The organism is Celeribacter halophilus, assembly GCF_018860305.1.
GTDB lineage: Bacteria > Pseudomonadota > Alphaproteobacteria > Rhodobacterales > Rhodobacteraceae > Celeribacter > Celeribacter halophilus_A.
In genome coordinates this window covers 267,661-289,306 of the sequence record NZ_JAHKPE010000031.1, presented here as the reverse complement: position 1 = coordinate 289,306, position 21,646 = coordinate 267,661, and the positions used below count along the sequence as shown (strand labels likewise).

The 21,646-nt window shown below is 60.0% G+C and carries 22 protein-coding genes; 9 read left to right on the top strand and 13 right to left on the bottom strand.

The annotated features are described in order from the left end of the window. Window positions 1-14: 14 nt before the first annotated feature. Together KO492_RS13250 and KO492_RS13245 are read left to right on the top strand one after the other, a co-directional pair. A complete protein-coding gene (locus KO492_RS13250) occupies window positions 15-1,232 on the top strand; it encodes an RSP_2647 family RNA methyltransferase (RefSeq protein WP_216045393.1) in 1,218 nt (405 codons plus the stop codon). Beyond that, on the top strand, window positions 1,229-1,768 hold the full coding sequence (locus KO492_RS13245) for an RSP_2648 family PIN domain-containing protein (protein ID WP_216045392.1): 540 nt from the start codon (window positions 1,229-1,231) through the stop codon (window positions 1,766-1,768). The genes KO492_RS13250 and KO492_RS13245 overlap by 4 nt, the downstream gene beginning before the upstream one ends. A 197-nt stretch (window positions 1,769-1,965) precedes the next feature. Here the strand turns inward: KO492_RS13245 and KO492_RS13240 are convergent, their stop codons facing one another. From KO492_RS13240 to KO492_RS13220, 5 genes are all read right to left on the bottom strand, one after another. Next, window positions 1,966-2,646, bottom strand: coding sequence for a M48 family metallopeptidase (locus KO492_RS13240; RefSeq protein ID WP_216045391.1), 681 nt, complete (start codon window positions 2,644-2,646; stop codon window positions 1,966-1,968). 48 nt (window positions 2,647-2,694) lie between these two features. Then, entirely contained in the window at window positions 2,695-3,879 is a 1,185-nt protein-coding gene (locus KO492_RS13235) for a vWA domain-containing protein (RefSeq protein ID WP_216045390.1), read from the bottom strand. A gap of 1 nt (window position 3,880) precedes the next feature. Continuing rightward, window positions 3,881-4,045, bottom strand: a complete 165-nt coding sequence (locus tag KO492_RS13230) for an apolipoprotein acyltransferase (protein ID WP_066607906.1) — start codon at window positions 4,043-4,045, stop codon at window positions 3,881-3,883. Window positions 4,046-4,090: 45 nt separating this feature from the next. Beyond that, window positions 4,091-5,509 carry a DUF2927 domain-containing protein gene (locus tag KO492_RS13225; protein WP_252735522.1) on the bottom strand — a complete coding sequence of 473 codons (1,419 nt, stop codon included), beginning with the start codon at window positions 5,507-5,509 and terminating at the stop codon, window positions 4,091-4,093. A gap of 186 nt (window positions 5,510-5,695) precedes the next feature. After that, window positions 5,696-6,151, bottom strand: coding sequence for a GNAT family N-acetyltransferase (locus tag KO492_RS13220; RefSeq protein ID WP_216045923.1), 456 nt, complete (start codon window positions 6,149-6,151; stop codon window positions 5,696-5,698). Between the two features lie 285 nt (window positions 6,152-6,436). Between KO492_RS13220 and KO492_RS13215 the strand changes: the two genes are divergently transcribed. Further along, the gene (locus KO492_RS13215; protein ID WP_216045389.1) at window positions 6,437-6,751 is read left to right on the top strand and encodes a DUF2934 domain-containing protein; all 315 of its coding nucleotides are present in this window, start codon (window positions 6,437-6,439) and stop codon (window positions 6,749-6,751) included. Here the strand turns inward: KO492_RS13215 and KO492_RS13210 are convergent, their stop codons facing one another. Next, complete coding sequence (locus KO492_RS13210) at window positions 6,752-7,594, bottom strand: AAA family ATPase (protein ID WP_216045922.1); 843 nt, start codon at window positions 7,592-7,594, stop codon at window positions 6,752-6,754. Window positions 7,595-7,776: 182 nt separating this feature from the next. Between KO492_RS13210 and dksA the strand changes: the two genes are divergently transcribed. From dksA to KO492_RS13195, 3 genes are all read left to right on the top strand, one after another. Continuing rightward, the gene (gene dksA, locus KO492_RS13205) at window positions 7,777-8,199 is read left to right on the top strand and encodes an RNA polymerase-binding protein DksA (protein WP_216045921.1); all 423 of its coding nucleotides are present in this window, start codon (window positions 7,777-7,779) and stop codon (window positions 8,197-8,199) included. Between the two features lie 290 nt (window positions 8,200-8,489). Further along, entirely contained in the window at window positions 8,490-9,650 is a 1,161-nt protein-coding gene (locus KO492_RS13200; RefSeq protein WP_216045388.1) for an FAD-dependent oxidoreductase, read from the top strand. Window positions 9,651-9,935: 285 nt separating this feature from the next. Then, complete coding sequence (locus tag KO492_RS13195; RefSeq protein WP_216045387.1) at window positions 9,936-10,865, top strand: COG2958 family protein; 930 nt, start codon at window positions 9,936-9,938, stop codon at window positions 10,863-10,865. Between the two features lie 199 nt (window positions 10,866-11,064). Here KO492_RS13195 and tpiA read toward each other — a convergent pair whose 3' ends face one another. The 6 genes from tpiA to KO492_RS13165 all read right to left on the bottom strand — a co-directional run bounded on the left by tpiA (window position 11,065) and on the right by KO492_RS13165 (window position 15,860). Further along, entirely contained in the window at window positions 11,065-11,811 is a 747-nt protein-coding gene (gene tpiA, locus KO492_RS13190; RefSeq protein WP_216045386.1) for a triose-phosphate isomerase, read from the bottom strand. A gap of 121 nt (window positions 11,812-11,932) precedes the next feature. Continuing rightward, window positions 11,933-12,298 (bottom strand): HesB/IscA family protein, encoded by a 366-nt coding sequence (locus KO492_RS13185; RefSeq protein WP_066607919.1) that lies wholly within the window; start codon window positions 12,296-12,298, stop codon window positions 11,933-11,935. A gap of 24 nt (window positions 12,299-12,322) precedes the next feature. Then, on the bottom strand, window positions 12,323-13,039 hold the full coding sequence (locus KO492_RS13180; RefSeq protein ID WP_216045385.1) for a DUF3307 domain-containing protein: 717 nt from the start codon (window positions 13,037-13,039) through the stop codon (window positions 12,323-12,325). Further along, entirely contained in the window at window positions 13,032-13,700 is a 669-nt protein-coding gene (locus KO492_RS13175; protein WP_216045384.1) for a hypothetical protein, read from the bottom strand. Before KO492_RS13175 ends, KO492_RS13180 begins: the two co-directional genes overlap by 8 nt. A gap of 200 nt (window positions 13,701-13,900) precedes the next feature. Beyond that, entirely contained in the window at window positions 13,901-14,275 is a 375-nt protein-coding gene (locus KO492_RS13170; RefSeq protein ID WP_066607925.1) for an SUF system Fe-S cluster assembly protein, read from the bottom strand. 73 nt (window positions 14,276-14,348) lie between these two features. Beyond that, complete coding sequence (locus KO492_RS13165; RefSeq protein WP_216045383.1) at window positions 14,349-15,860, bottom strand: pyruvate kinase; 1,512 nt, start codon at window positions 15,858-15,860, stop codon at window positions 14,349-14,351. Between the two features lie 295 nt (window positions 15,861-16,155). Here KO492_RS13165 and KO492_RS13160 point away from each other — a divergent pair, with 295 nt between their 5' ends. Next, complete coding sequence (locus KO492_RS13160; RefSeq protein WP_216045382.1) at window positions 16,156-16,773, top strand: class I SAM-dependent methyltransferase; 618 nt, start codon at window positions 16,156-16,158, stop codon at window positions 16,771-16,773. Window positions 16,774-16,896: 123 nt separating this feature from the next. On the opposite strand, the gene rimK is transcribed toward KO492_RS13160, so the two are convergent. Next, a complete protein-coding gene (gene rimK / locus KO492_RS13155) occupies window positions 16,897-18,303 on the bottom strand; it encodes a 30S ribosomal protein S6--L-glutamate ligase (RefSeq protein ID WP_216045381.1) in 1,407 nt (468 codons plus the stop codon). A 384-nt stretch (window positions 18,304-18,687) separates the two neighbouring features. Between rimK and KO492_RS13150 the strand changes: the two genes are divergently transcribed. Both KO492_RS13150 and tgt read left to right on the top strand, forming a co-directional pair. Beyond that, the gene (locus KO492_RS13150) at window positions 18,688-20,049 is read left to right on the top strand and encodes a nucleobase:cation symporter-2 family protein (protein ID WP_216045380.1); all 1,362 of its coding nucleotides are present in this window, start codon (window positions 18,688-18,690) and stop codon (window positions 20,047-20,049) included. A 195-nt stretch (window positions 20,050-20,244) separates the two neighbouring features. After that, a complete protein-coding gene (gene tgt, locus KO492_RS13145) occupies window positions 20,245-21,390 on the top strand; it encodes a tRNA guanosine(34) transglycosylase Tgt (protein ID WP_216045379.1) in 1,146 nt (381 codons plus the stop codon). Window positions 21,391-21,646 lie beyond the last annotated feature (256 nt).

The following is a 21,646-nucleotide window of genomic DNA, read 5'->3' as shown; positions in this document are numbered from 1 at the left end:
TTAAGAGGGCTCTCATGACAGAGCCCTCTTTTTCCATTCCGACCATTCGCCTGAAACCCAAATCCAATGCGCGGGCCATTCGCCACGGCGCACCTTGGGTCTATGACAATGAACTGGTCACGGACCGACGCACGAAATCTCTTGCGCCCGGTTCTCTTGCGCGTCTCGAAGATGCCGAGCGCAATTTCCTCGCCCTTGTGGCGGTCAATCCCAATTCGCGCATTTTTGCCCGCGTTCTGGATCACTCGGAAACGGCCGAAGTGGATCAGGACTGGTTCGCCGCACGAATTGCCACCGCGCTTGCACATCGCGAGACGCTGTTCGATGCGCCGTTTTACCGTTTGATCCATGCTGAATCCGATGGTCTTCCGGGGGTGGTGGTCGACCGGTTCGGAGACACCTGCGTGGTGCAGCCCAATGCCGCATGGGCCGATGTCCTGATTGCCCCGCTCTCCGCCGCCCTGCGCGAAGTCACCGGCGTAAGCACCGTGGTCATGAACGGCACCGGACGGGCGCGTGGCCTCGAAGGGCTTGAAGAAAAAACAGAAATTCTTTCCGGAAAGGTCGAGGGGCCGCTCCCCGTGCCGATGAATGGCGCGACCTATATGGCCGATCTTCTGGGGGGGCAGAAGACCGGTCTCTTTTACGACCAGCGCCCGAACCATGCTTTTGCGCAACGTCTGGTGGCGGGCAAGCGGGTGTTGGACATCTTCTCCCATGTGGGCGGGTTTGCCTTGGCCTCTCTGGCGGGGGGCGCGTCTTCTGCGCTTTCGGTGGACAGTTCCGCCCCCGCGTTGGATCTGGCCGAACAAGGCGCCGCAGCAATGGGCAAATCGGACGCCTTCTCGACCCGCAAAGGCGATGCTTTCGACGTTCTGACGGCTTTGGCCGAAGAGGGCGAGACATTCGATGTGGTGATCTGTGATCCGCCCGCCTTCGCGCCGAATAAATCCTCTCTGGAGAAGGGCTTACGCGCCTACGAACGTGTCGCACGTCTGGCCGCGCCGCTGGTGCGGGAGGGCGGATATCTTGGCCTGTGCTCCTGTTCTCATGCGGCGGATCTGGACCGGTTTCGGGGGGCTTGTAACCGCGGGATCGGGCGGGGTGTCGGGCATCTGGGACGCTCGGCGCAGCTCATCCACACGGGCTTTGCCGGTGCCGACCACCCGCTCATGCCGCAGCTTGCGGAAAGCGGCTATCTCAAGGCGCTGTTCTACCGGATTGTCGCATGAAAGTGCTTCTCGACGCCTGCGTGCTCTACCCGACAGTGATGCGGGAAGTGCTTTTGGGCGTCGCCAAGCGCGGGCTTTACACGCCTTTGTGGTCGGCGCGTATCCTTGAGGAATGGGCCCGTGCTGCACGCAAGATCGGCCCGACGGGAGAGATTCAGGCGCGTGCCGAAGTGGCGCTGGTGCGTGCGGCCTTTCCGCAGGCAGAAGTCAAGGAACACAAGGGCTTGGAAGCGCGTCTTTATCTAAAGGATGAAAACGACATCCACGTTCTGGCCGCCGCCATCGCGGGACATGCCGAGGCGATTGTCACGATGAACGCGCAGGATTTTCCCCGCAATGTTCTGGCCGAAGAAGGGCTGGAACGCTGGGATCCGGACGGGTTCCTCTGGCGGCTCTGGTCGGATCATCCGCAGGCCGTGGGCGAGGTCATCGAAGAGGTGCGCCAAGAGGCGGAGCGGCTCTCCGGCGAACCGTGGGACGTGCGGCGGTTGCTGAAAAAGGCGCGTCTGCCGCGTCTGGGCAAGGCGCTCTCCTGACCTCCTGAAAATACGCTAAACGGCTGTCAGACTTGTGTCGGATATCTGTCGGACTTCTGTCGGGCTGTTTTGCGAGTGGTTGTGTGCGTAATGATCGGGCGTGCGTGAGCCGCCCGAGATGGTCGGATGTGAGTATTTGGGCCATCAGAAAGCCGCCAATGGCCGCAACTGTCAGGTGCGTTTGAGCGCGGCTGGCCTCAGGACCATTTGGCTTCGTTGGCCTCGATGGCTTTGATCCGTTCTTCGGTTTTCGGGTGGCTCAGGAGCCATGCGGGCATGGAGGCCCCATGTGCGCCGGTCAGATGTGGCAGTTTCTCGAACAGCGACTTTTGTGGCCCCGTGCCGATCCCCGCTTTGATGAGCAGCGCGGTGGCATAGGCGTCGGCCTCGTATTCGTCCGAGCGCGAGAGTTTGGCGGCGAGCATCTGGGTGAGCCAGTTGGCGATATAGGCGCCGATCACGGGGATAAAGCGCGAGAAGATCATCACCAGCGCGGTGCGCAGCGCATTCTGACCAGAAAAATCGATCATCCGGCGTTTGGAATGGCCAAGCGCGACATGGCCCAACTCATGGGCGATGACGGAGGCCATTTCCTCGTCGGTGATCTGGCCCGTGCGGAATTTCTCGTAAAAGCCGCGGGTGATGTAGACCTTGCCGTCAGGGGCGGCGAGGCCGTTGACGGGGTCAATCTCGTAGAGAAACACTTTCACACGGGGCAGATCGAGGGCACGCGCCAGTCGGGTGAACACGGGCGCGAGTTTCGGATCGACCAGTTCGGTCGAGCGCGCTTCGAGTTCGCGCACGGTGCGCCATGCGGAAAAGCGATACATCGCGAGGCCCCAGAGCAGGGCAAGGAGCAGGGGGGTGAATCTCAACATGGTTTGAATATGGGGGCTGGGGGCGGTTTGACCAAGCTCTATCGCGCTTTATCGCCCGAGAAGTTTCATGCCGCGGTCCAGCCCTTCGAGCGTCATGGGGACCATGCGGCCTTCGAAAATCTCGTCGATCATGGCAATCGACTGCGTATAGGGCCAATGCGCCTCCGGCACGGGGTTGAGCCAGAGGTGGTCGGGCCAAGTGTTGCGGGCACGGGCGAGCCATGTGGCACCGGATTCTTCGTTCCAGTGTTCATTGGCCCCGCCGGGCAGCGCGATCTCGTAGGGGCTCATGGAGGCATCGCCCACGAAGATCACTTTGTAATCCTTGCCATAGGTGTTCATCACATCGCGGGTCGGGATGTTTTCGCCCCAGCGCCGCGCATTGTCGCGCCAGACGCTTTCATAGAGGCAGTTGTGGAAGTAATAATATTCGAGATGTTTGAACTCGGAGCGGGCGGCGGAGAACAGTTCCTCGACCACTTTGATATGGTCGTCCATCGAGCCGCCGACATCGAAGAACATCAGCACTTTCACCGCGTTGCGCCGTTCGGGGCGGGTTTGCACGTCGAGATAGCCATGTTCGGCGGTGGCGCGGATGGTGCCGTCCAGATCAAGCTCCTCATGCGCCCCGTCACGCGCCCATTTGCGCAGGCGCTTCATGGCGAGTTTGATGTTGCGCGTGCCGATCTCGACCGTGTCATCGAGGTTGCGGAATTCTCTTTTGTCCCAGACTTTTACAGCGCGACGATGACGTGACTCTTTCTGGCCGATCCGCACGCCTTCGGGGTTGTAGCCATAAGCGCCAAAGGGCGATGTGCCGCCGGTGCCGATCCATTTGTTGCCGCCCTGATGGCGACCTTTTTGCTCTTCGAGCCGCTTTTTGAGCGTCTCCATCAGCTTGTCGAACCCGCCCAGAGCCTCGATTTCGGCCATTTCCTCAGGCGAGAGGTGTTTTTCCATCTCCTTGCGCAGCCAGTCTTCGGGCAGGTCGAGCGCATTTAAGACCTGATCTGAGGGAATCTCGTCAAGTCCTTGAAATGTTTTTGAAAAGGCGCGGTCGAAGCGGTCGAGGTGGCGTTCGTCCTTGACCATGGTGACGCGGGCGAGGATGTAGAACTCCTCGATGTCATAGCGGGCCAGTCCGGCTTTCATGGCCTTAAGGAAGGACAGGAACTCCCTCAAGGAGACGGGCACGCCTTCGTGGCGCAATGTCTCGAAGAAGGGCAGAAACATGTCAGATCATCCGGTCTGCAATGACGCCCAGAAACAGGCCGATAATGCCGAAGATGAGTGCGAAGACGGCCATATATTGCAGCTTGTCGGCGCGGTTCCCGCCGCGTTTTGCGGCCAGTCGCCAGCCCCAGACCCCGCCGAGCAGGGTGAGTATGAACCCGATCATGATGTTGCTCCCTCAGGCCGTGTGGCCGGTGTCGCGGGCCGGTCGTTATCGCGCCAGAGCGGCGATTTCGGCGGCACGGATCCGGACCTCTTCATCCGAACCAAAGCCATAGCGTGCCCAGCCCAGACTGTCGAGACGCAGGGCGCGGGCGTCGCTGCTGCGTCCGAGGTTTTCCAGCGCCTCGGCCTCTGTCAGCATGAGTGAGGCCAGAAGCGCGGCGTTTTCGGCGTCGCGGGCGGCATCAATGGCGCTGGCAGAGAGGGTATAGGCGTCCTCATAGCGGTGCTCTGACAGGGCGAGTGCGGCAAGCTGCATGGCAACATGGGCGGCATGGAAGCGGGTTTCGGGATTCGCGCCGTAGATCTCGGCGGCCCGTGTGAGCGCGAGATAGGCGGCAGGGCGGTCTGTGGCGATGGAGAGGCGACCCAGCAAGAACCACGAGAAACCGGCGCGGGTGTCGTCCCAGCCTTCGGCCTGTGCGATGGCGACGGCATTATGGGCGGCGAGGAGGCGCTCTTTCAGCGGCGCGCGTCCCATCGCGGTCAGAGCGGACTGCGTCCAGAGGCGCGGCGTCGGTTTGGCGGGCGTATCGGGCAGGGTTTCCCCGACGGGATTGATCCGCGCGAGGATATCGGGCAGGGCGCGGGCCACCTCGTCGCGGCTCATGCCGGAGCGCAATTCCGGCGCATAGGTGAGGCGCAGCATCAGCATGTCGAAGGGGGTCAGCACGGAGTGGATATTGTCGTCGTTGAAGACAGAATCGGGCAGGCGGTAGAGGTCATTGAGCGGGCCGAGGGCCTGCGCCAGTTCCTCGTGCAGGCAGTCGCGGATTTCCTGCGGGGCGACATCGACGGGAATGAAGATCGACAGGCGCTCGCGGGTGTTCACCTCTGTCCAGCTCAGGGCAGCCCGTCGGGCGCGTTTGAATTCGGCCCAGCTTGAGACATTGGGCACAACGATACAGGCAGTGTTCGGCGCACGGCGGGAAAGTTCGGCCAGCGTGAGGGTTTCAAGCGTGATCGCGGCGTCGGCTTGCGGCTGCACACGGGTGATTTTGACACCGGCCTCGCGCTCCAGACGGGTCAGCAGCTTGGTGAGGTCATGGTTCAGCGACGGCGGGATGGTGTCGCCGGTGACACGCAGGGTGATCGGGTCTTCGAAACGGGTGAACTGCGTCAGCTCCGCGCCGGTTTCCAGTGCGAAGGTCAGGTCTAGGAAATCGCGGGCGAGAGAGGCGTTGGAGCGGTGGCTCTGCGCCGGTTGTCTGTCGTCAAACAGTTTCATCGGCGGCAGGGCAAGCATTTCGGAGGCGGCGCGGGCGGAATCCGGTGAACTGACGGGCGTGGGGGAGACGCAGGCCGAGAGCACGACCAGCCCGCACAGAGCCGTTGCCAGCCGCGCACTTGCCAGCCGCGTCGTGTCACGCAGGCGGGGCATCGCAAAGGGGGATCGGAGCCATGTCATCAGGGTAGCCTTATGCGTGTTCTTTTACGTGTTCTACTGTGTGCGTCTTGTGTGTGCGTCTTGAGGGCATCTTGTCCGTCGCGCCGGATTTAATCCGCCTTGCGTGGCGATTTTAAGGCAAACTGTCGCAGCGGCATAGGGATTTGCTCCGCGAGACGTTCGCACCAAAGACGCCCGTCCGCGCCGTCACCACTTGCGCTGGTATTTGATATAGGGTGTCAATTCCCCGATCCGGTCGTAGAGCTTGCGTGCCTCTGTGTTGAAATGCTGGGTGGTCCAGTAGACCTGCGGCGTGCCGTGGGCATCGGCCAGATCATAGACGCTCTGGATCAGGGCCCGCCCTGCGCCGGTGCCGCGCGCGGCTTCGGTGACAAAGAGATCCTGAAGGTAGCAGACATCCTCGATGCGCCAGTTATGGGCATGGAACAGGTAATGCACCAACCCGATCAACGCCCCGTCCTTTTCGGCCACCAACGCGCCGCGCTCCTTGGCCTCGGGGTCCACCAGACGCGCGAAGGTGGCGTCATAGATTTCGGGGGCCAACTCCGTTTCAAAGAACGTCAGATAGCCGCGCCAGAGCACTTCCCATTCGGCGCGATCTTCGGGGGTGAGGGGGCGGATAACGGGCAATGGAACCTCCATGAAAAACTGCGACATCAATGCTTTGCGGGCAGTTTTTCGCCAAATTTCAAAGGGGTTCAACGGAAAACGACCGTTTCGGCACTGGTAAGCCGCCCGGAGGGCGCGAGAGGACCAAGACGCGCGAGGGGATTGCCGGATTTCTGTCCGCAGCGCCTAAATTGCGGGCGGAAAACCCGCGCGACTGCGACGAATACGCTCATCGCTGAAGAATTTACATCCTTGAGTTGTCATCGCACTGTTAGATTTGAGGAAGAAGATGCGCGAACGACAGATATGGAGTTCAAGATGAGCAAATCCTCCCCCGACGAGGCACAGATCAGCGAAGCGGCCTATTTTATCTGGCTGGCCGAGGGCAAGCCGGAAGGCCGCGACGAAGTGCATTGGCAGATGGCGATTGAAGCCTTGAGCGTGCCTGTGAAAAAGCCCCGCAAAAAAGCCGCGCCGAAGAAAGCCGCCACCAAGACGGCGACAAAACCGGCGAGCAAGGCCGCTGCGAAAACCGCGACAACGAAACCGGCGACGAAAACTGCGGCGAAAAAGACCACAACCGCCCGAAAGCCGCGCACGACCAAGGCGAAAGCGGCCCCGAAGGCCGAGTGATCAGCGCCGCTGACCGCGTGCCAGAAAGGCGAGACGCTCGAACAGGGCCACGTCCTGTTCGTTCTTCAAAAGCGCGCCGTGCAGTTTCGGCAGGGCATTGACCCCGTCGCGCTTGAGATCTTCGGGCGAGAGATCCTCGGCCAGCAGAAGTTTGAGCCAGTCGAGCACCTCCGAGGTCGAAGGTTTCTTTTTCAGCCCTTGCGTGTCGCGAATCTCGTAGAATTGCGTCAGAGCCGCGCCGAGCAGGTCGGATTTCAGCCCCGGAAAATGCACCTCGACGATCTGTTTCATGGTCTCCATGTCGGGGAAGCGGATGTAGTGGAAGAAACACCGGCGCAGGAAAGCGTCGGGCAGTTCCTTTTCATTGTTCGAGGTGATGATGACCACAGGGCGCTGTTTCGCGCTGATGGTCTCGCCGGTCTCGTAGACATGGAAGGCCATTTTGTCGAGTTCCTGCAAGAGATCGTTGGGAAACTCGATATCGGCCTTGTCAATTTCGTCGATCAGCAGAACAACCTTCTGTTCGGCTTCGAAAGCCTGCCAGAGCTTGCCTTTCTTGATGTAGTGGCGCACGTCCTCCACCCGAGGGTCGCCCAACTGGCTGTCGCGCAGCCGCGAGACCGCGTCATATTCGTAGAGGCCCTGCTGGGCGCGGGTGGTGGATTTGATGTTCCACTCGATCATCTCCAGCCCCAAAGAGGTGGCCACCTGCCGCGCCAGTTCGGTTTTCCCTGTGCCGGGCTCGCCCTTGACCAGCAGGGGACGTTCCAGCGCGATGGCGGCATTGACCGCCACAGTGAGGTCGTGCGGGGCAACATAGCTGTCCGTCGAGGAAAATTTCATCTGGGGGCCCTGTCCTGTGCTGTCTTCGGTCGAGATCATAGCGCAGGCGGGCAAAGGTGCAACACGTGCCATATTGTGACGTGACATCCCCGAACAAACGGGGTAAATGAGCCGCAATTGGAGGACGCCTTATGGCTGATAAATCTGAAAATGTGGCCGAAGGCACGACAGAGGTGAGCATGATGAAGGCTGAGGTTTTTCTGGATGAAAATTATCGTCCGGCAGAGGACGAACCATTTATGAACGAGCGCCAGCTCGAATATTTCAGACGTAAACTTCTGGCTTGGCGGGCCGAGCTTCTTGACGAAAGCCGCCACACGATCGAGGGTCTGCAAGACGGCACCCGCAATATTCCCGACATTTCCGACCGTGCTTCCGAAGAGACCGACCGTGCTCTGGAACTGCGCACGCGGGACCGTCAGCGCAAGCTGGTGACGAAAATTGACGCGGCGCTGCGCCGGATCGAAGAGGGCGAATACGGGTATTGCGAAGTGACCGGCGAGCCGATTTCGCTCAAGCGTCTTGATGCGCGTCCGATTGCGACCATGACGCTGGAAGCGCAGGAACGCCACGAGCGCCGCGAGAAAGTCCACCGCGACGACTGATGCGGTTTCGGCTGGTCTGATGCGCCTGCACCGATGAAGCCCGACCTCAGTGCTTCTGAGACGGGGATTCGGGAAAGACGCATGGGGCGCGCGCGGGGTTTTCGGCCTGCGACGTTTGCCCTCGCGGCAATTTGGCCCCGTGAAATCCGCGACGGATTATGACAGAACACCGGAGGTAACTCCGGTGTTTTTTGTTTGGCATTTTCGGCTTTGTGGTGAAATCTGACACATTGGAGGAGTGCCCTGCCTCTGGGGGTCAGGGCGGGACAGCGTTGCGGAAGGAGAGGCCCATGTTGATCGGTCAGGATATTGCAGTTTTAGGTGCCGGTGTCGCAGGGCTGGCCGTGGCGCGGGCCTTGGCGCTGCGCGGGGCGACGGTCACGGTGTATGAGCAATCGCACGAGATCGCCGAAGTGGGGGCGGGACTTCAGATTTCGCCCAATGGCGCGCGGGTTCTGGCCGCTTTGGGGCTGGATGCGCCCTCTGTGTCGCTGCGTTCCGAAGGCGTTCGGCTGATGGATGGCTATATGGGGCGCGAGGTGCTGCATCTCGATTTCGCCAAGGCGCGGCCCAATGACGATTTCCTGATGATGCATCGCGCCGATCTGATTGCGCTTCTCGAAGAGGGCGTGCGCGATCTTGGCGTCAATATCCGTCTGTCCTACACGGTGGAGAGCATCCACGGAGATGGCGACGGGGTGCGCCTGAGTTTCGCAGGCGGAGGCGGTGCGCGGCACGGGATTGTGTTGGGGGCAGACGGGTTGCATTCGCGGCTGCGTCCGAAGCTCAACGGTCCGGAAAAGCCGTTTTTCACCGGCCAGACCGCATGGCGCGCCATCGTGCCGGCCCTTGGCAATGAGGAGCCAGTTGCGCTGGTGCATATGGCGGCGGGGCGGCATGTGGTGAGCTATCCGCTCAGGGATGGCAGCCTGATCAACATCGTGGCCATCGAGGAGCGCTCCGACTGGATGGAAGAGGGCTGGAACCACGCGGGGGATCCGGCGGAGATGATGCGCAATTTCTCGAATTTCTGCCCCGGAGTGAAAGGGCTTTTGAACCGTGTCGAGGAGGTGTCGCGCTGGGGGCTGTTCCGGCATCCGGTGGCGCAGAACTGGCATTCGGAGCGCACGGCCCTGTTGGGGGACGCGGCCCATCCGACCCTGCCGTTTCTGGCGCAAGGGGCGAATATGGCGCTGGAAGATGCGTGGTGCCTTGCGGACTGTCTTGCGAATTTGCCTCTGGATCAGGCGCTTCCGGCCTATCAGGCCAAGCGGCGCGCGCGGGTTGTGCGGGTGATCGAGGCGGCCAATGCCAATGCGAAGAACTACCACCTGAGCGGGGCGAAACGCGTGGTGGGTCATGCGGCCTTGCGTCTGGCGGGCAAGCTGGCGCCGAAACAGGCGGTGGAGCGGTTTGCGTGGCTCTATGATTATGATGTGACCGCGGAGTGAGAGCGCAGGCGGGTTGCGCCTCCGGCGGGAGTATTTGGGCCATCAGAAAGCAGAAGCGTTTTGAAGGTAGAGGCACGAAAAGCATCTCAAATTTACATTGTTGTGCATGTTTAATTGAGTGGATACCGAATTGGCTTTGGTTTTAGCTGTGCGGACTGTGTCATTCTACTTATTTCCTAGGATAGAGTTCAGGAAAAACATTTGAATATTATGCGAATATTTAGCTTTTATCCTGTGTAGGAAGAACGTCCTTCGCAAAGATTTAAATTGAGGAGAGGGCTTGAGGTGGCAAAATCTTTATCAGACTTTATTGTTCAGAAACTTCTTGCTGAAAAAGAAAAGAGATTGACCGCCCGGCAGATCGCCGAGTGGATATTTGAAAATGAACAGGAATGGTGCGCTCGGAAGAAGGAGCGCAGCGCGGCAATTTCCACTGATAGCGAATTGATCCAGCAGCTTGTTGCGGAAATAGGTTCTCAAAGGCCCGCTCTTCAAAAGAGGTATCCGGAAATCAAGACAACAGCGGAGCGTCCCAAGAAATATTATTGGAGCGACAAGTCAGAGGAGGAAGAGGTTGCGGATGCTCTTGATCAAGCTATTGACGCGGGGTCATCCAAGTCAGTGTCCGAAGCCGATATGTATCCGATATTGTCTAAATATTTGCGCGATGAACTGGGTGTTTACAGTAAGAGGATTGATGAACGTAAATCTTCTAATTCCTTGAAGTCGGGAAGCAATCAATGGCTTTATCCAGATTTGGTCGGGATGGAAGATTTATTCTCTTCTTGGGATGATGATGTGCAAAGGCTTGTGAAGGAAACCTCGCACCAGCACGCAAGCCTTTGGTCATTTGAGGTTAAGATTAAGGTGAATAGATCAAACCTTCGCCAAGTTTATTTTCAGGCTGTTTCAAATTCAACGTGGGCCAATTTTGGTTATTTGGTGGCTGGCGAGATTTCGGGAAATGATACCATGTCTGAACTTCGTATGTTGCATGGCCTTCATGGTATTGGCGTGATTCAATTGGATGTGGAGAACCCGTCGGAAAGCCAGATACTTATTCCAGCCCGCGAGCGTAGCGATATTGATTGGGCTACATGTTCGCGCATCTCTAAAGAAAACCGTGACTTCAGAGATTACCTGAAGCTCGTTCGACAATTTTACCAAACAGGAGATCCGCGAAAAGAGCGGTGGGACAAAGGCACGGGGGAATGACTTGCGTATGACTTTGCGCGTGTTGTCTGCGGATAATATTCTCGTTTCACCTTGATTTTGTTTCGGAGGCCATTCGATAATTATTCTCAAGGATTTCTTGTATGTTTCAGAAAGCAGAAGCGCCGCGCTCCGTTGGGAGGCGGCGCTTTGTTTTGGTGGTCTGCGTTTTGCAGGCCTGCGTTTTGGTCGTTTGCGAGGATCAAGCGGCTTCGAGGGCTTTCACGATGCCGGAGAAATCCGCCGCCTTGAGAGAGGCACCGCCCACCAGTGCGCCGTCGACGTTGGAGGTGGCGAAGATCTCGGCGGCGTTGGCCGGTTTCACAGAGCCGCCATAGAGCAGGGGGATGTCCTTTGCGCCGTCGCCGTAGCGGGCCACAAGGGTGGCGCGCATGTCGTCATGGACTTCGGCGATCTGTTCGAGCGTCGGGATTTTGCCGGTGCCGATGGCCCAGACCGGTTCATAGGCGATGACGAGCTTTTCGAGATCGACCGCATCAGGCAGCGAGCCGGAGAGTTGCTGGCGGATCACGGTGAGGGTTTCGCCCGCTTCGCGCTGCGCCAGTGTTTCCCCGACACAGACCACGGGGGAGAGCCCGGCCTGTGTGGCGGCCACAGTTTTTTCGGCGACCATCTGGTCGGTCTCGCCATGATCGGCGCGGCGTTCGGAGTGGCCGAGGATCACATGATCCGCGCCCGCATCCAGCAGCATTTCGGCGGAAATATCGCCCGTATGCGCGCCCGAGGTCTTCATGTGGCAGTCCTGACCGCCCACATGCACCTGTGTGCCGAAGAGGGCCTGTGCCATCGGGGCGACCAGCGTGGCGGGCGGGCACAGGAGGATGTCGACCTTGGGAGCGGGGAACATCTCGGCCAGCGCGGTGGCCTCGCCGAGGCTCGCTTTGACACCGTTCATTTTCCAATTTCCTGCGGCCAGTTTGCGTGCCATGCGGAATCCTCCTTGTTCATATGCGCTTGCATCATTGCAGCCTGTGACGGGCAGTCAAGCGCAGGCTTGCGCTCTGGGACGCGACGCCGCACAAAAGGAGGGCGCGATGGCGGAGGACGGCTTATTTTCCGGCGGAGAGGCTCTCGTCGAATTTGATGCTCTCGCCGCAGCCGCAGGCATCCACCACATTGGGATTGCGGAATTTGAAGCCGGATTCGAGCAGGGAGACCTCGTAATCAATCTCCGTGCCGAACAGGAACATCTGCGCCATCGGAGCGATCATCACGCGCGCGCCATCCTGTTCCACGACCTCGTCCATCGGGTCGATTTCGGAGACGTATTCCATGGTATATTCCATGCCCGCACAGCCGCCTTTCTTGACGCCGATACGCAGCCCCTTGGAACCGTCCTGTTTCATCAGCTTTGCAATCTGTGCCGAGGCCGCGGGGGTCATGGTCACAGCCTGTTTTCCGGGAATGCCGAACATATGCGTGTCTCCTTTGGGGATAATCTAGTGGTTCGGGAGCGAAATTCCAACAGGCGGCAGCAAACTGGCCATGAACATCACCGCGAGCGTGACGGCAATGGCCCAACCAAAGGAGGCTAGCGTGCCGATGATCACCCATTCGGCCTTTTTGCCATCCTGTGTCGCCTCGAAACGCAGCACGGATTTGGCGGCGACGAGAAAGCCGATTCCGCCGGGCATCTGGCCGATGAGCAAAAGAAAGATCAGGGTGCGTTCCAGCAGGCCGATCCAGAAACCACCCTTGTCGAGACTGTCTTCGATGGGGTTGTCGCCGAAATGCGCCATGAGCTTGCCCACGGCGAAACCGCCCGCGCGGGTGGCATAGATCGCGCCTGCACCGAGCAGCATGAGTTTGGGCAGCCACGTCACATCGCCATAAAGGCCGGTGGCGAAAAGATCGGGGCAGAGCAGGGCGGTGGCCGCCAGTGTCACAAGGTGCAGCGCTTGATCGGTAACATGCGGGATGAAACTGTCGGAGAAGCACCGGACTTTCACGGCGTCGATCACGATATGGACCAGCGCCAGTGCGTAAACGGCGGGAGAGGCCAGTTGGCCGGTGCAGAGCATGGCGGTGAAAACAACGGCGAGGAAGTGCAGAAACAGGGTCTCGGGCTTGGCCTTGTCCTCGACCATCCATGCGGGCTGGACAACGTAATCGGCCAGCACATGGGCGAGAAAGAGGGCGGCGAGGGTTTCAGGCATGGGCTTCTCCTCTTTTTACGAGGATTTTTTTCTCTTCGATGGATGTCATGGCGTAATTCAGTGTTTCGAAGCTTGCCGCAGAGAGAGATTTTGAGATTGCTTGTCTGGACTTCTCTAGTTTTTTCGCGACTGCGGTATAGGTCCAAGGTGCCTTCGGGTGAATAACTTCCAAAACCGCTTCGGATTGTGTCTGCGTCCATTTCGACGATATGGCTTCAGCAAGAATGAAGGCGGCGCCGAGTGGTCCGAAACCGTTTACAAAAAAACGAGATTCAAACTGCTCCATTTTTGCGAGTTCAAGGCATTGCCCAGATAGGACAAATGGCGCGAAGGTTGCCAAGTTTAAATTGGAGTAGGATTCTTGAGGGGCCTCCCCCTCGGCAATCCCGATATAGCTGTCGAATTCTTCGCCCAACGCTCGCAATGCGGCGCGGAAGCACAGGGCGGATCGGAGGGCGTATTTCGGGTCTGCCAAGGCCACCTGCCAGCCGTCGCCACGGTGGCGGGTGAAGTGGAGGCTTTGACCCTCCATCCAGTCGGCTTGCATCTTGGCGCAGGCTTCGAGCGCATCAAAAGCGCGTTCCACGTTTTCGGGGCCGAGCTCTGTGGAATTGACCAGATCGCCGGTGAGGACGGCTATTTTGCGGAGTTTGTTGCTCATGATGCAGCCAGTATAGGTTGCGTTTTGATTAATGCAACCGTTTTGGGTTGCGTTTTGGGCGTTGCAGCCTTTTCCGGTTGCGCTATGTGGCTTGCTTAGCCTGAGAATGCACGGCCAAAACAAAAGCGGCCGCAGGGGCCGCTTTCGGAACGTGTCTCACACCATCACCGCAAGATCACCGCAGGGCGGTCAGCGGCGGATTACATAAAGCCGAGTTCGAGACGTGCCTCGTCGGACATCATCTCCATGCCCCACGGCGGGTTCCATGTCAGTTCGACATCGACCTGTTTGACGCCGGGCAGGGGTTCGATGGCATCTGCGACCCAGCCGGGCATTTCTCCGGCCACCGGACAGCCCGGCGCGGTTAGGGTCATGAGCACAAGAACCTCGTTCTCGTCGTTGATCTCGATCGTGTAGACAAGGCCGAGATCATAGATATTCACCGGAATTTCCGGATCATAGACCGAGCGGCAGGCCTCGACCACGGCTTCATGCAGCGGATGATCCGTGGTTGACGGTTTGATCAGCGGGGCGCCCTCGATGGGGGTGTCTTCGGATTGTGCTTGTTCGCTCATGCGCGCATTCCTCTATTTCCGAGAGAACATATAGGGATTGGGGCGCGGGGCGTCCAGTGATTAGAATACAGGATCAAAGCGACAGATTGCCCTTCCATGACCGCAGCGGCGCGAGGCGGGCGGATTTTTTCGACATATGGCGGTCCATCCGGCCAAGGATGCGCGACAGGAAATGGATGGTGTCGAGCACATAGGGGCCTTTGTTGAGCATGACGCAATCGGCGCGCTGCGCCATGGCGGCGTCGGTGGTCTCGGCGCGGGTGGCCAGCCCCTGTTTCATCAGCCCTTCGAGCACCTGCGTGGCCCAGACCACGGGGGTATGGGCGGCTTCGCAGAGCCAGAGCAGCTCTTCCTGAATCTCGCTCATCCGTTCCATGCCGATCTCGACGGCCAGATCGCCGCGTGCGATCATCACGGCGGTTTCGCTCAGGGCTCCCGCCTGCACGATCAGCCGCGGCAGGTTGCGCACGGCCAGCGCGGTTTCGATCTTGAGCACAAGCCCCGGACGTGCGGCCCCTTTGGCAAGGCGTTGGTCCACCTCCTTGATCAGCAGGCGGATGTCTTCGGGGGTCTGGACAAAGGAATAGCCGATCATATCGGCGTGCCCGACGACGAAGTCGAGCGCGGTGCGGTCGGCCTCGGTGAGCGCGGGAATGTCGATCTCCACCGACGGCAGGTTGAAGCCTTTCTCCGGCTTGACCTTCACGCCTTTGGGACCGGCGCGGGTGACACGCAGCCTTGCGCCTTTCTTGGTGCGCTTGACCACCTCCGCGCCGATTTTGCCGTCATCTATAAAGACCGGCATCCCCACGGTGAGATGGTCGATCAGTTCGGGATGGCTCAGGGTGGTGCTGATATGTTTGACCTTGCCCGCTGGTGTCTCGCGCAGGATGTCGAGCCGGTCGCCGACAAAGACCCGCGGCTTTTTCGGGCCGAACACCGACCCCGTGCGCAGTTTTGGCCCCGCCAGATCCATCAGCACCGGCACAGAGCGGCCGATCTCGTCCTCTGCTGCGCGGATGCGGGCGATCATGGCGGCCCAGACTTCCGGCCCGTCATGGGCACAGTTGATGCGCATGGAGTCGGCACCGGCGCGGATCATCTCGGGGATGAGGTCGGGATCAGATGCGGCGTCGGTCGGCAGGGTCAGCAGGATGCGCGAGCGCGGCGCACCGGAGGCCCCCGCTCCAAAGAGCCTGTCGCGGCGGGCGGCGAGGCGGGCGGGGCCTTGGGCGAAATCCTCGCAACTGGGGCGCGGCAGACGGTCCCACGGCCCGCCCTCGGCAAGCGTGGCCAAAGTGGCTTCCACAGCGTCAAGCGAGGCGCGGACATGCGGCTCGGTGCGGCCCAGAGTGGACAGGCCAAGCCCCGCCAGATCGGGTTGCAACGGGGTCAGGTCGGCATGGCGCAGGGCCAGATAATGGGCGAGGTTCTGCGCCGAGGGGCGAAACTCCGGACGCATGTCCTCGCTCTCCCACGCGTTCCACAGCGCCTTGCATTCGGCGGTGATTTTGGCGCGGAGCGTTTGAAACTCGGTCAAAAGCCGTTTCGGGTCGGGAGACTGCGGGCAATGGGTTTTGGTCATCGGGCACCTGTAAAATATCGACCATGCACCTGTGGTCACGGTATGGAATAGGGAGCGTGTAACAGGAGAATGTCACGATAACAGATGGGGAGGCGCAGCGCGGTTTCCCAGAGGGCTGCGACGTTATGGTAGCGATTATAGCAGCGGTGGTCTGTCGCGGGCTGCGTCAGGGCTTGCCCTTGCGTGCAGGCGGTGCTTTCTTTCTCCGACTTTGTAAAATATGAAACCTGACGGGATGCTGTATGGCTTCGGGTCTCATGAAAACGGGTTCGACAGAAAACGGGTGTGACGGGTGATGAAACAGGCTGCGGATAAACAGGCCGCCGGAGAGCTGCGGGTGGATTTTGTCAGCGGTCCGGTCGCACACCGTTTGCGCTTTGGCGGGGGGCGCGGTCAGGCGCTGCCCAAAGCGATGGGGCTGCGCAACGGCAAGACGCCCAGCATCATTGATGCGACTGCGGGTCTGGGGCGGGATTCATTCCTGCTGGCCTCGCTGGGCGCACAGGTGACCCTGATCGAACGTTCTGACAAGATGCATGCGCTGCTGGCCGAGGGCATGGAACGGGCCGCGCGCGAGGGGGGCGAGTTGCAAGAGATCATCGGGCGCATGACGCTTTTGCACGGGGATGCAAAGGATTTGCTGCCGCAGCTGGACGGGGAAGCCATCCTGATCGACCCGATGCATCCGCCGCGCAAGACCACGGCTCTGGTGAAGCTGGAATTGCGTCAGGTGCGCGAGATTGTCGGCGCAGACGAGGATGCGGCGGATTTGGTGCGCGTTGCTCTAGACAACGCGCGTTCCAGAGTTGTGTTGAAATGGCCCGCCAAGGCCGATCCGATCGAGGGGATCAGGCCGTGTTCGCACCAGATACGCGGGAAAACGACGCGCTATGATGTCTGGATGACGGGCTGACGCGAGAGGCGGAATGCCCCGCGTGCGGCCTCGCACACCGGCTTCGCTTACTGACCTCACTCACACACCGGCCCCGCGCATGGTCTGCGGCGAAACTCCGGTGCGCGAGGCATTAGCCGTCACTCAGGCGCTTTTGGTGCGTGACTTTCGTGCGGGCGCAGGACGAACCCGCTTTTCGATTACATCGAACAAAGCTCCCGCGAGATCCTTGCCGGTGGCGGTTTCTGCCCCTTCAAAACCGGGAGAGGAATTGACCTCCAGCACTTTCGGCCCGTCATCGGCGCGCAACAGATCGACGCCTGCCATGCGCAGCCCGAAGGCCTTGGCCGAGCGCAGGGCGGTTTCGCGTTCGAACTTGGTGATCCGCACCGGAGAGGCCGTGCCGCCCAGATGCAGGTTGGAGCGAAAATCCCCGCCCGAGGCGCTGCGTTTGATCGCGGCCACCACCTTGCCGTCGATGACGACACAGCGGATGTCGACTCCGGCGGCCTCTTTGACAAAATGCTGGACGAGGAAATTGGCCTTGAGCCCGCGAAAGGCGGAGATCACCGATTGCGCGGCTTTCTTGGTCTCGGCCAGAACGACGCCGCGCCCTTGGGTGCTTTCCAGAAGTTTGACGATCAACGGGGCCTGACCGGCCAGCGCGATCAGGTTGTCCGTATCTTTCGGAGAGGCGGCAAAGGCGGTGGTGGGCATGCCGATGCGGTGTCGGGCGAGGACTTGGTGCGCCTGCAGCTTGTCCCGCGATTTGGTGATGCCTTCGGAGCCGTTGAGGCAAAAGGTGCCGATGGTTTCGAACTGGCGGATCACGGCGGTGCCGTAAGAGGTGACCGAAGCCCCGATGCGCGGGATCACCGCGTCATAGCGCGGCAGACGTTCGCCGTCATAGTAGATTTCCGGTGCCATAGCGTTGATCGCCATATAGCAGCGCGTGGTGTCGATCACCTCGACCACATGGCCGCGCGCCTCGCCTGTGTCGATGAGGCGGCGCGTGGTGTAATTGTCCGGCTCGCGCGACAGGACCGCGATGCGCAGCGGCCGGTTGGGGGTGGCATGGCGGATGGCGGAGGTGAAATAGACCGCGTCATCGCGTTCGGGCTGACAGAAGCTTTCTGTCGGCTGCACGATCATATCGTCCTGTATCGCCTGACGCCCCAAGAGCATCCGGTAGGCCATATTGGTGCGGTTGGTCAGTGTGATCTCGATGGGCCAGCGACGCTCGCCGATCTCGATCTCCGTGCGGATGACATAGCGCAACTCGGTCTCGCCGTTGGACGAGGTGACTTCGCGGCGGTCCACCACATCCGCCGAGCAGGAAATGGTGATGTCCTCGCGTCCGGGCACGGGGTGGATATTGAACCGCACTTTGGGCGTGTCGGCCTTGCCGAAAGGCTCGATATCAAAGGCATGCAGCGCAGAGGTTTTCGCGCCGGTGTCTACCTTGATCTTGAGCGCAGGCAGGCCGAGAGCGGGCAGGGCGGCCCATTCTTCCCAGCCCAGAGCGAAGCCATAAGGCGCTTTGTCCGTCATCTCGCATATCTCTCATGTAAGGGGAGAGGTCCTGCACGGTGAATCGTGGCGGACCCTGTTTCGCCCAATGTCAAACTTGTCCGAGTCTGGCAAGAGGATTTGTGGGTTTTATGACATCGGCGGCGTTTATTTTCATGCGCGTCATAGGGGCTCTGCGGTGCGGCTTGAGTGCGGGCCTGTGTGTTGACCTGTGTGGGGAGAAAGGCGCGATGCAGCAAACTCTCGTTTGATGAATTTTTAGGCAGTCATTGCGAGGAGTGCGGAGACCCGCCTGTTTCTTGTGCAGCTTTTCTCCGGCGCCGGACGGCTGCTGCGTAACGCTTTTGTTACAGACATCCTCACCGCAGGCTTGGGGCAGGGACATAAAAACCAAGGGGAATTAAAATGAGCAAAGAAGATTTCATACCGCTCGTCTACAAACTGGACGATGTGCCGCCGCCACCCAAAGCCGCTCTGGCCGCGATCCAGCATGTTCTGGCCTCGATTGTCGGCATCGCCACACCGTCCCTCATCATCGGCGGAGCTTTGGGGCTGGGCGAATATATCCCCTATCTGATTGCCATGGCGTTTTTCGTCTCCGGTGTGGCGACCTTTATCCAGTGCAAAACCATCGGTCCGGTGGGTTCGGGGCTTTTGTCGATACAGGGCACGTCTTTCGCCTTTTTGGGTGCCATTCTCGCCGCAGGGTTTGCGGTGAAGGGGCGCGGGGGCACGCCTGAGGATATTCTGGCGATGATTTTCGGCCTCAGTCTGGTCGGCTCTCTGGTGGAGATCATCCTGTCGCAATTCCTCGACAAGCTCAAACGCATCATCACGCCGACGGTGACGGGCATCGTCATTACGGTGATCGGGCTGTCGCTCATCAAATCGGGGTTCACAGATTTCGCCGGTGGCGCGCGTGCAGGCGAAGACCTTGGCAAGCCGCTCTATCTGCTCATGGGCGCGCTGGTGGTGGCGATCATTCTGGTGATGACCTTTATCGGCAAACCGATGCTGCGCATTTCCGCCATCATGATCGGGCTGGTTGTCGGCACGATCGTGTCGAGTTTCTTCGGAATGGTGGATTTCGGCGCGTTGAGGACGGCCGAGCTTTTCGCCCTGCCGGTGCCGTTCAAATACGGGTTCGATTTTGATCTGGGCCTCTTTATCCCGCTGGCCTTTCTCTATCTGGTCACAGCGATTGAAACCTCCGGCGATCTGACCGCCAACTCGGTGATTTCCGGCCAGCCGGTCGAAGGCCCGCTTTATATGAAGCGCATCAAGGGCGGGGTTCTGGGCGACGGGGTGAATTCGGCCATTGCGGCGGTGTTCAACACTTTCCCGAACACCACGTTCTCGCAAAACAACGGTGTGATCCAGATGACCGGTGTCGCCTCGCGCCATGTCGGGCTGTATATGGCAGGGTTTCTGGTGCTTATGGGGCTGTTCCCGATCATAGGCACGTTTTTCCTGATCATCCCGAAACCGGTTCTGGGCGGGGCGACGCTGGTGCTGTTCTCCACCATTGCGGTGGCGGGTATCCGTATCCTGTCCTCCGAGGAGATGACGCTGCGCAGGGTCTATATCATGGCCGTGTCTTTCGGGCTGGCGCTTGGCGTGACGCTGGTGCCGGATGCAACACAGAACCTGCCGCCCTTCCTCAAACAGGTCTTCGCTGCGCCCATCACCATCGGCGGTCTGTCCGCGATCATCCTGTCGCTGGCCATTCCCGAAGATGCCAAGGCGACGATTGAAGCGGCGGAGTGAGAGCTGCGGAATCGTTTATGTTGATCTCGCGCTTTGATTGTATGCGATGAGCATGTGTTCCGAGTGCAGACAAGGCCCGCCCCTGATCGGGGCGGGTTTTGAGTATTTGGACCATCAGAAAGCCGCAGGGGCAGCGCGCGGGGGCTGGCAGCTGTGCTCTGGCCTCGGGCGGGGTTTACGGGTAAATCCGGCGGTATGACCCAGAATATACAGCCCCAACGATTCTCATTTTCCCTCAATGCCACGGATGGCAAGGCGCGGACCGGTGTGATTTCCACCCCGCGCGGCGAGATCCGTACGCCGGCTTTCATGCCTGTGGGCACGGCGGCCACCGTCAAGGCGATGATGCCCGAAAGCGTGCGTGCGACGGGGGCGGATATTCTGCTGGGCAACACCTATCACCTGATGCTGCGCCCGACGGCGGAGCGGATTGCCAATCTTGGCGGGTTGCACAAGTTCATGAACTGGGAACGGCCGATCCTGACCGACAGCGGCGGGTTTCAGGTGATGAGCCTGTCCGAGCTGCGCAAGCTGACGGAAAAGGGCGTGACCTTCCGCTCCCATGTGGATGGCTCCAAGCATGAGTTGACGCCCGAGCGGTCGATGGAAATCCAGAAACTTCTGGGCTCCGACATTGTGATGTGTTTCGACGAATGTCCGGCGCTTCCGGCGGATCGGGACCGGATCGCGGAGTCGATGCGTTTGTCGATGCGGTGGGCGGCGCGCTCGAAAGAGGCCTTTGGCGACCGTCCGGGCTATGCCCTGTTCGGCATCCAGCAAGGCGGGTTGGAGCGCGATTTCCGCGAGGAGAGCGCCGAGGCGCTCAAGGAGATCGGCTTTGACGGTTATGCGCTTGGCGGTCTGGCCGTGGGTGAGGGGCAGGAGGCGATGTTCGACACGCTTGATTTCGCCCCTGACATGCTGCCAACCGACAAGCCGCGCTATCTGATGGGCGTGGGCAAGCCCGATGATATCGTGGGCGCGGTCAAGCGCGGCATTGATATGATGGATTGCGTGCTGCCGTCGCGGTCGGGGCGGACAGGGCAGGCATGGACCCGTCGCGGGCAGGTCAACATCAAGAACGCACGCCATGCCGACGATCCGCGTCCGCTGGACGAGCATTGCACATGCCCCGCCTGTCGCAACTATTCGCGCGCCTATCTGCACCATGTGTTCCGCAGCCACGAGATCATTTCGTCGATGCTTCTGACATGGCACAACCTGCATTATTTTCAGGAGATCATGCAGGGAATGCGCGATGCGATTGCGGGAGGGCGTTTCGCGGCGTGGGAGAAAGAGTTCCATGATACGCGGGCTCTGGGCGACATCGAGCCGCTTTGAGCGCAGGTGAACCCCGGTCCGGAGCGGCGCGATTTGCGCCATACACGGAATTTTGTGTGATCCGGTGCTTTTAAGCGCGTTTTTATGCATTTCAGGGTGAAAAACCTGCAGTATGGCTGCATTTCCGCCCTTGCAGGGCAGGGCCATGAAAGGCAAACTGTTCGGCAAGCTGCAACTTGCCTTGGTTGAAATCATGGGGACAGGCCCCCAGATATAGTCACCAAGACAGGAAAGAGTCTATGGCTGCCATTCGTGG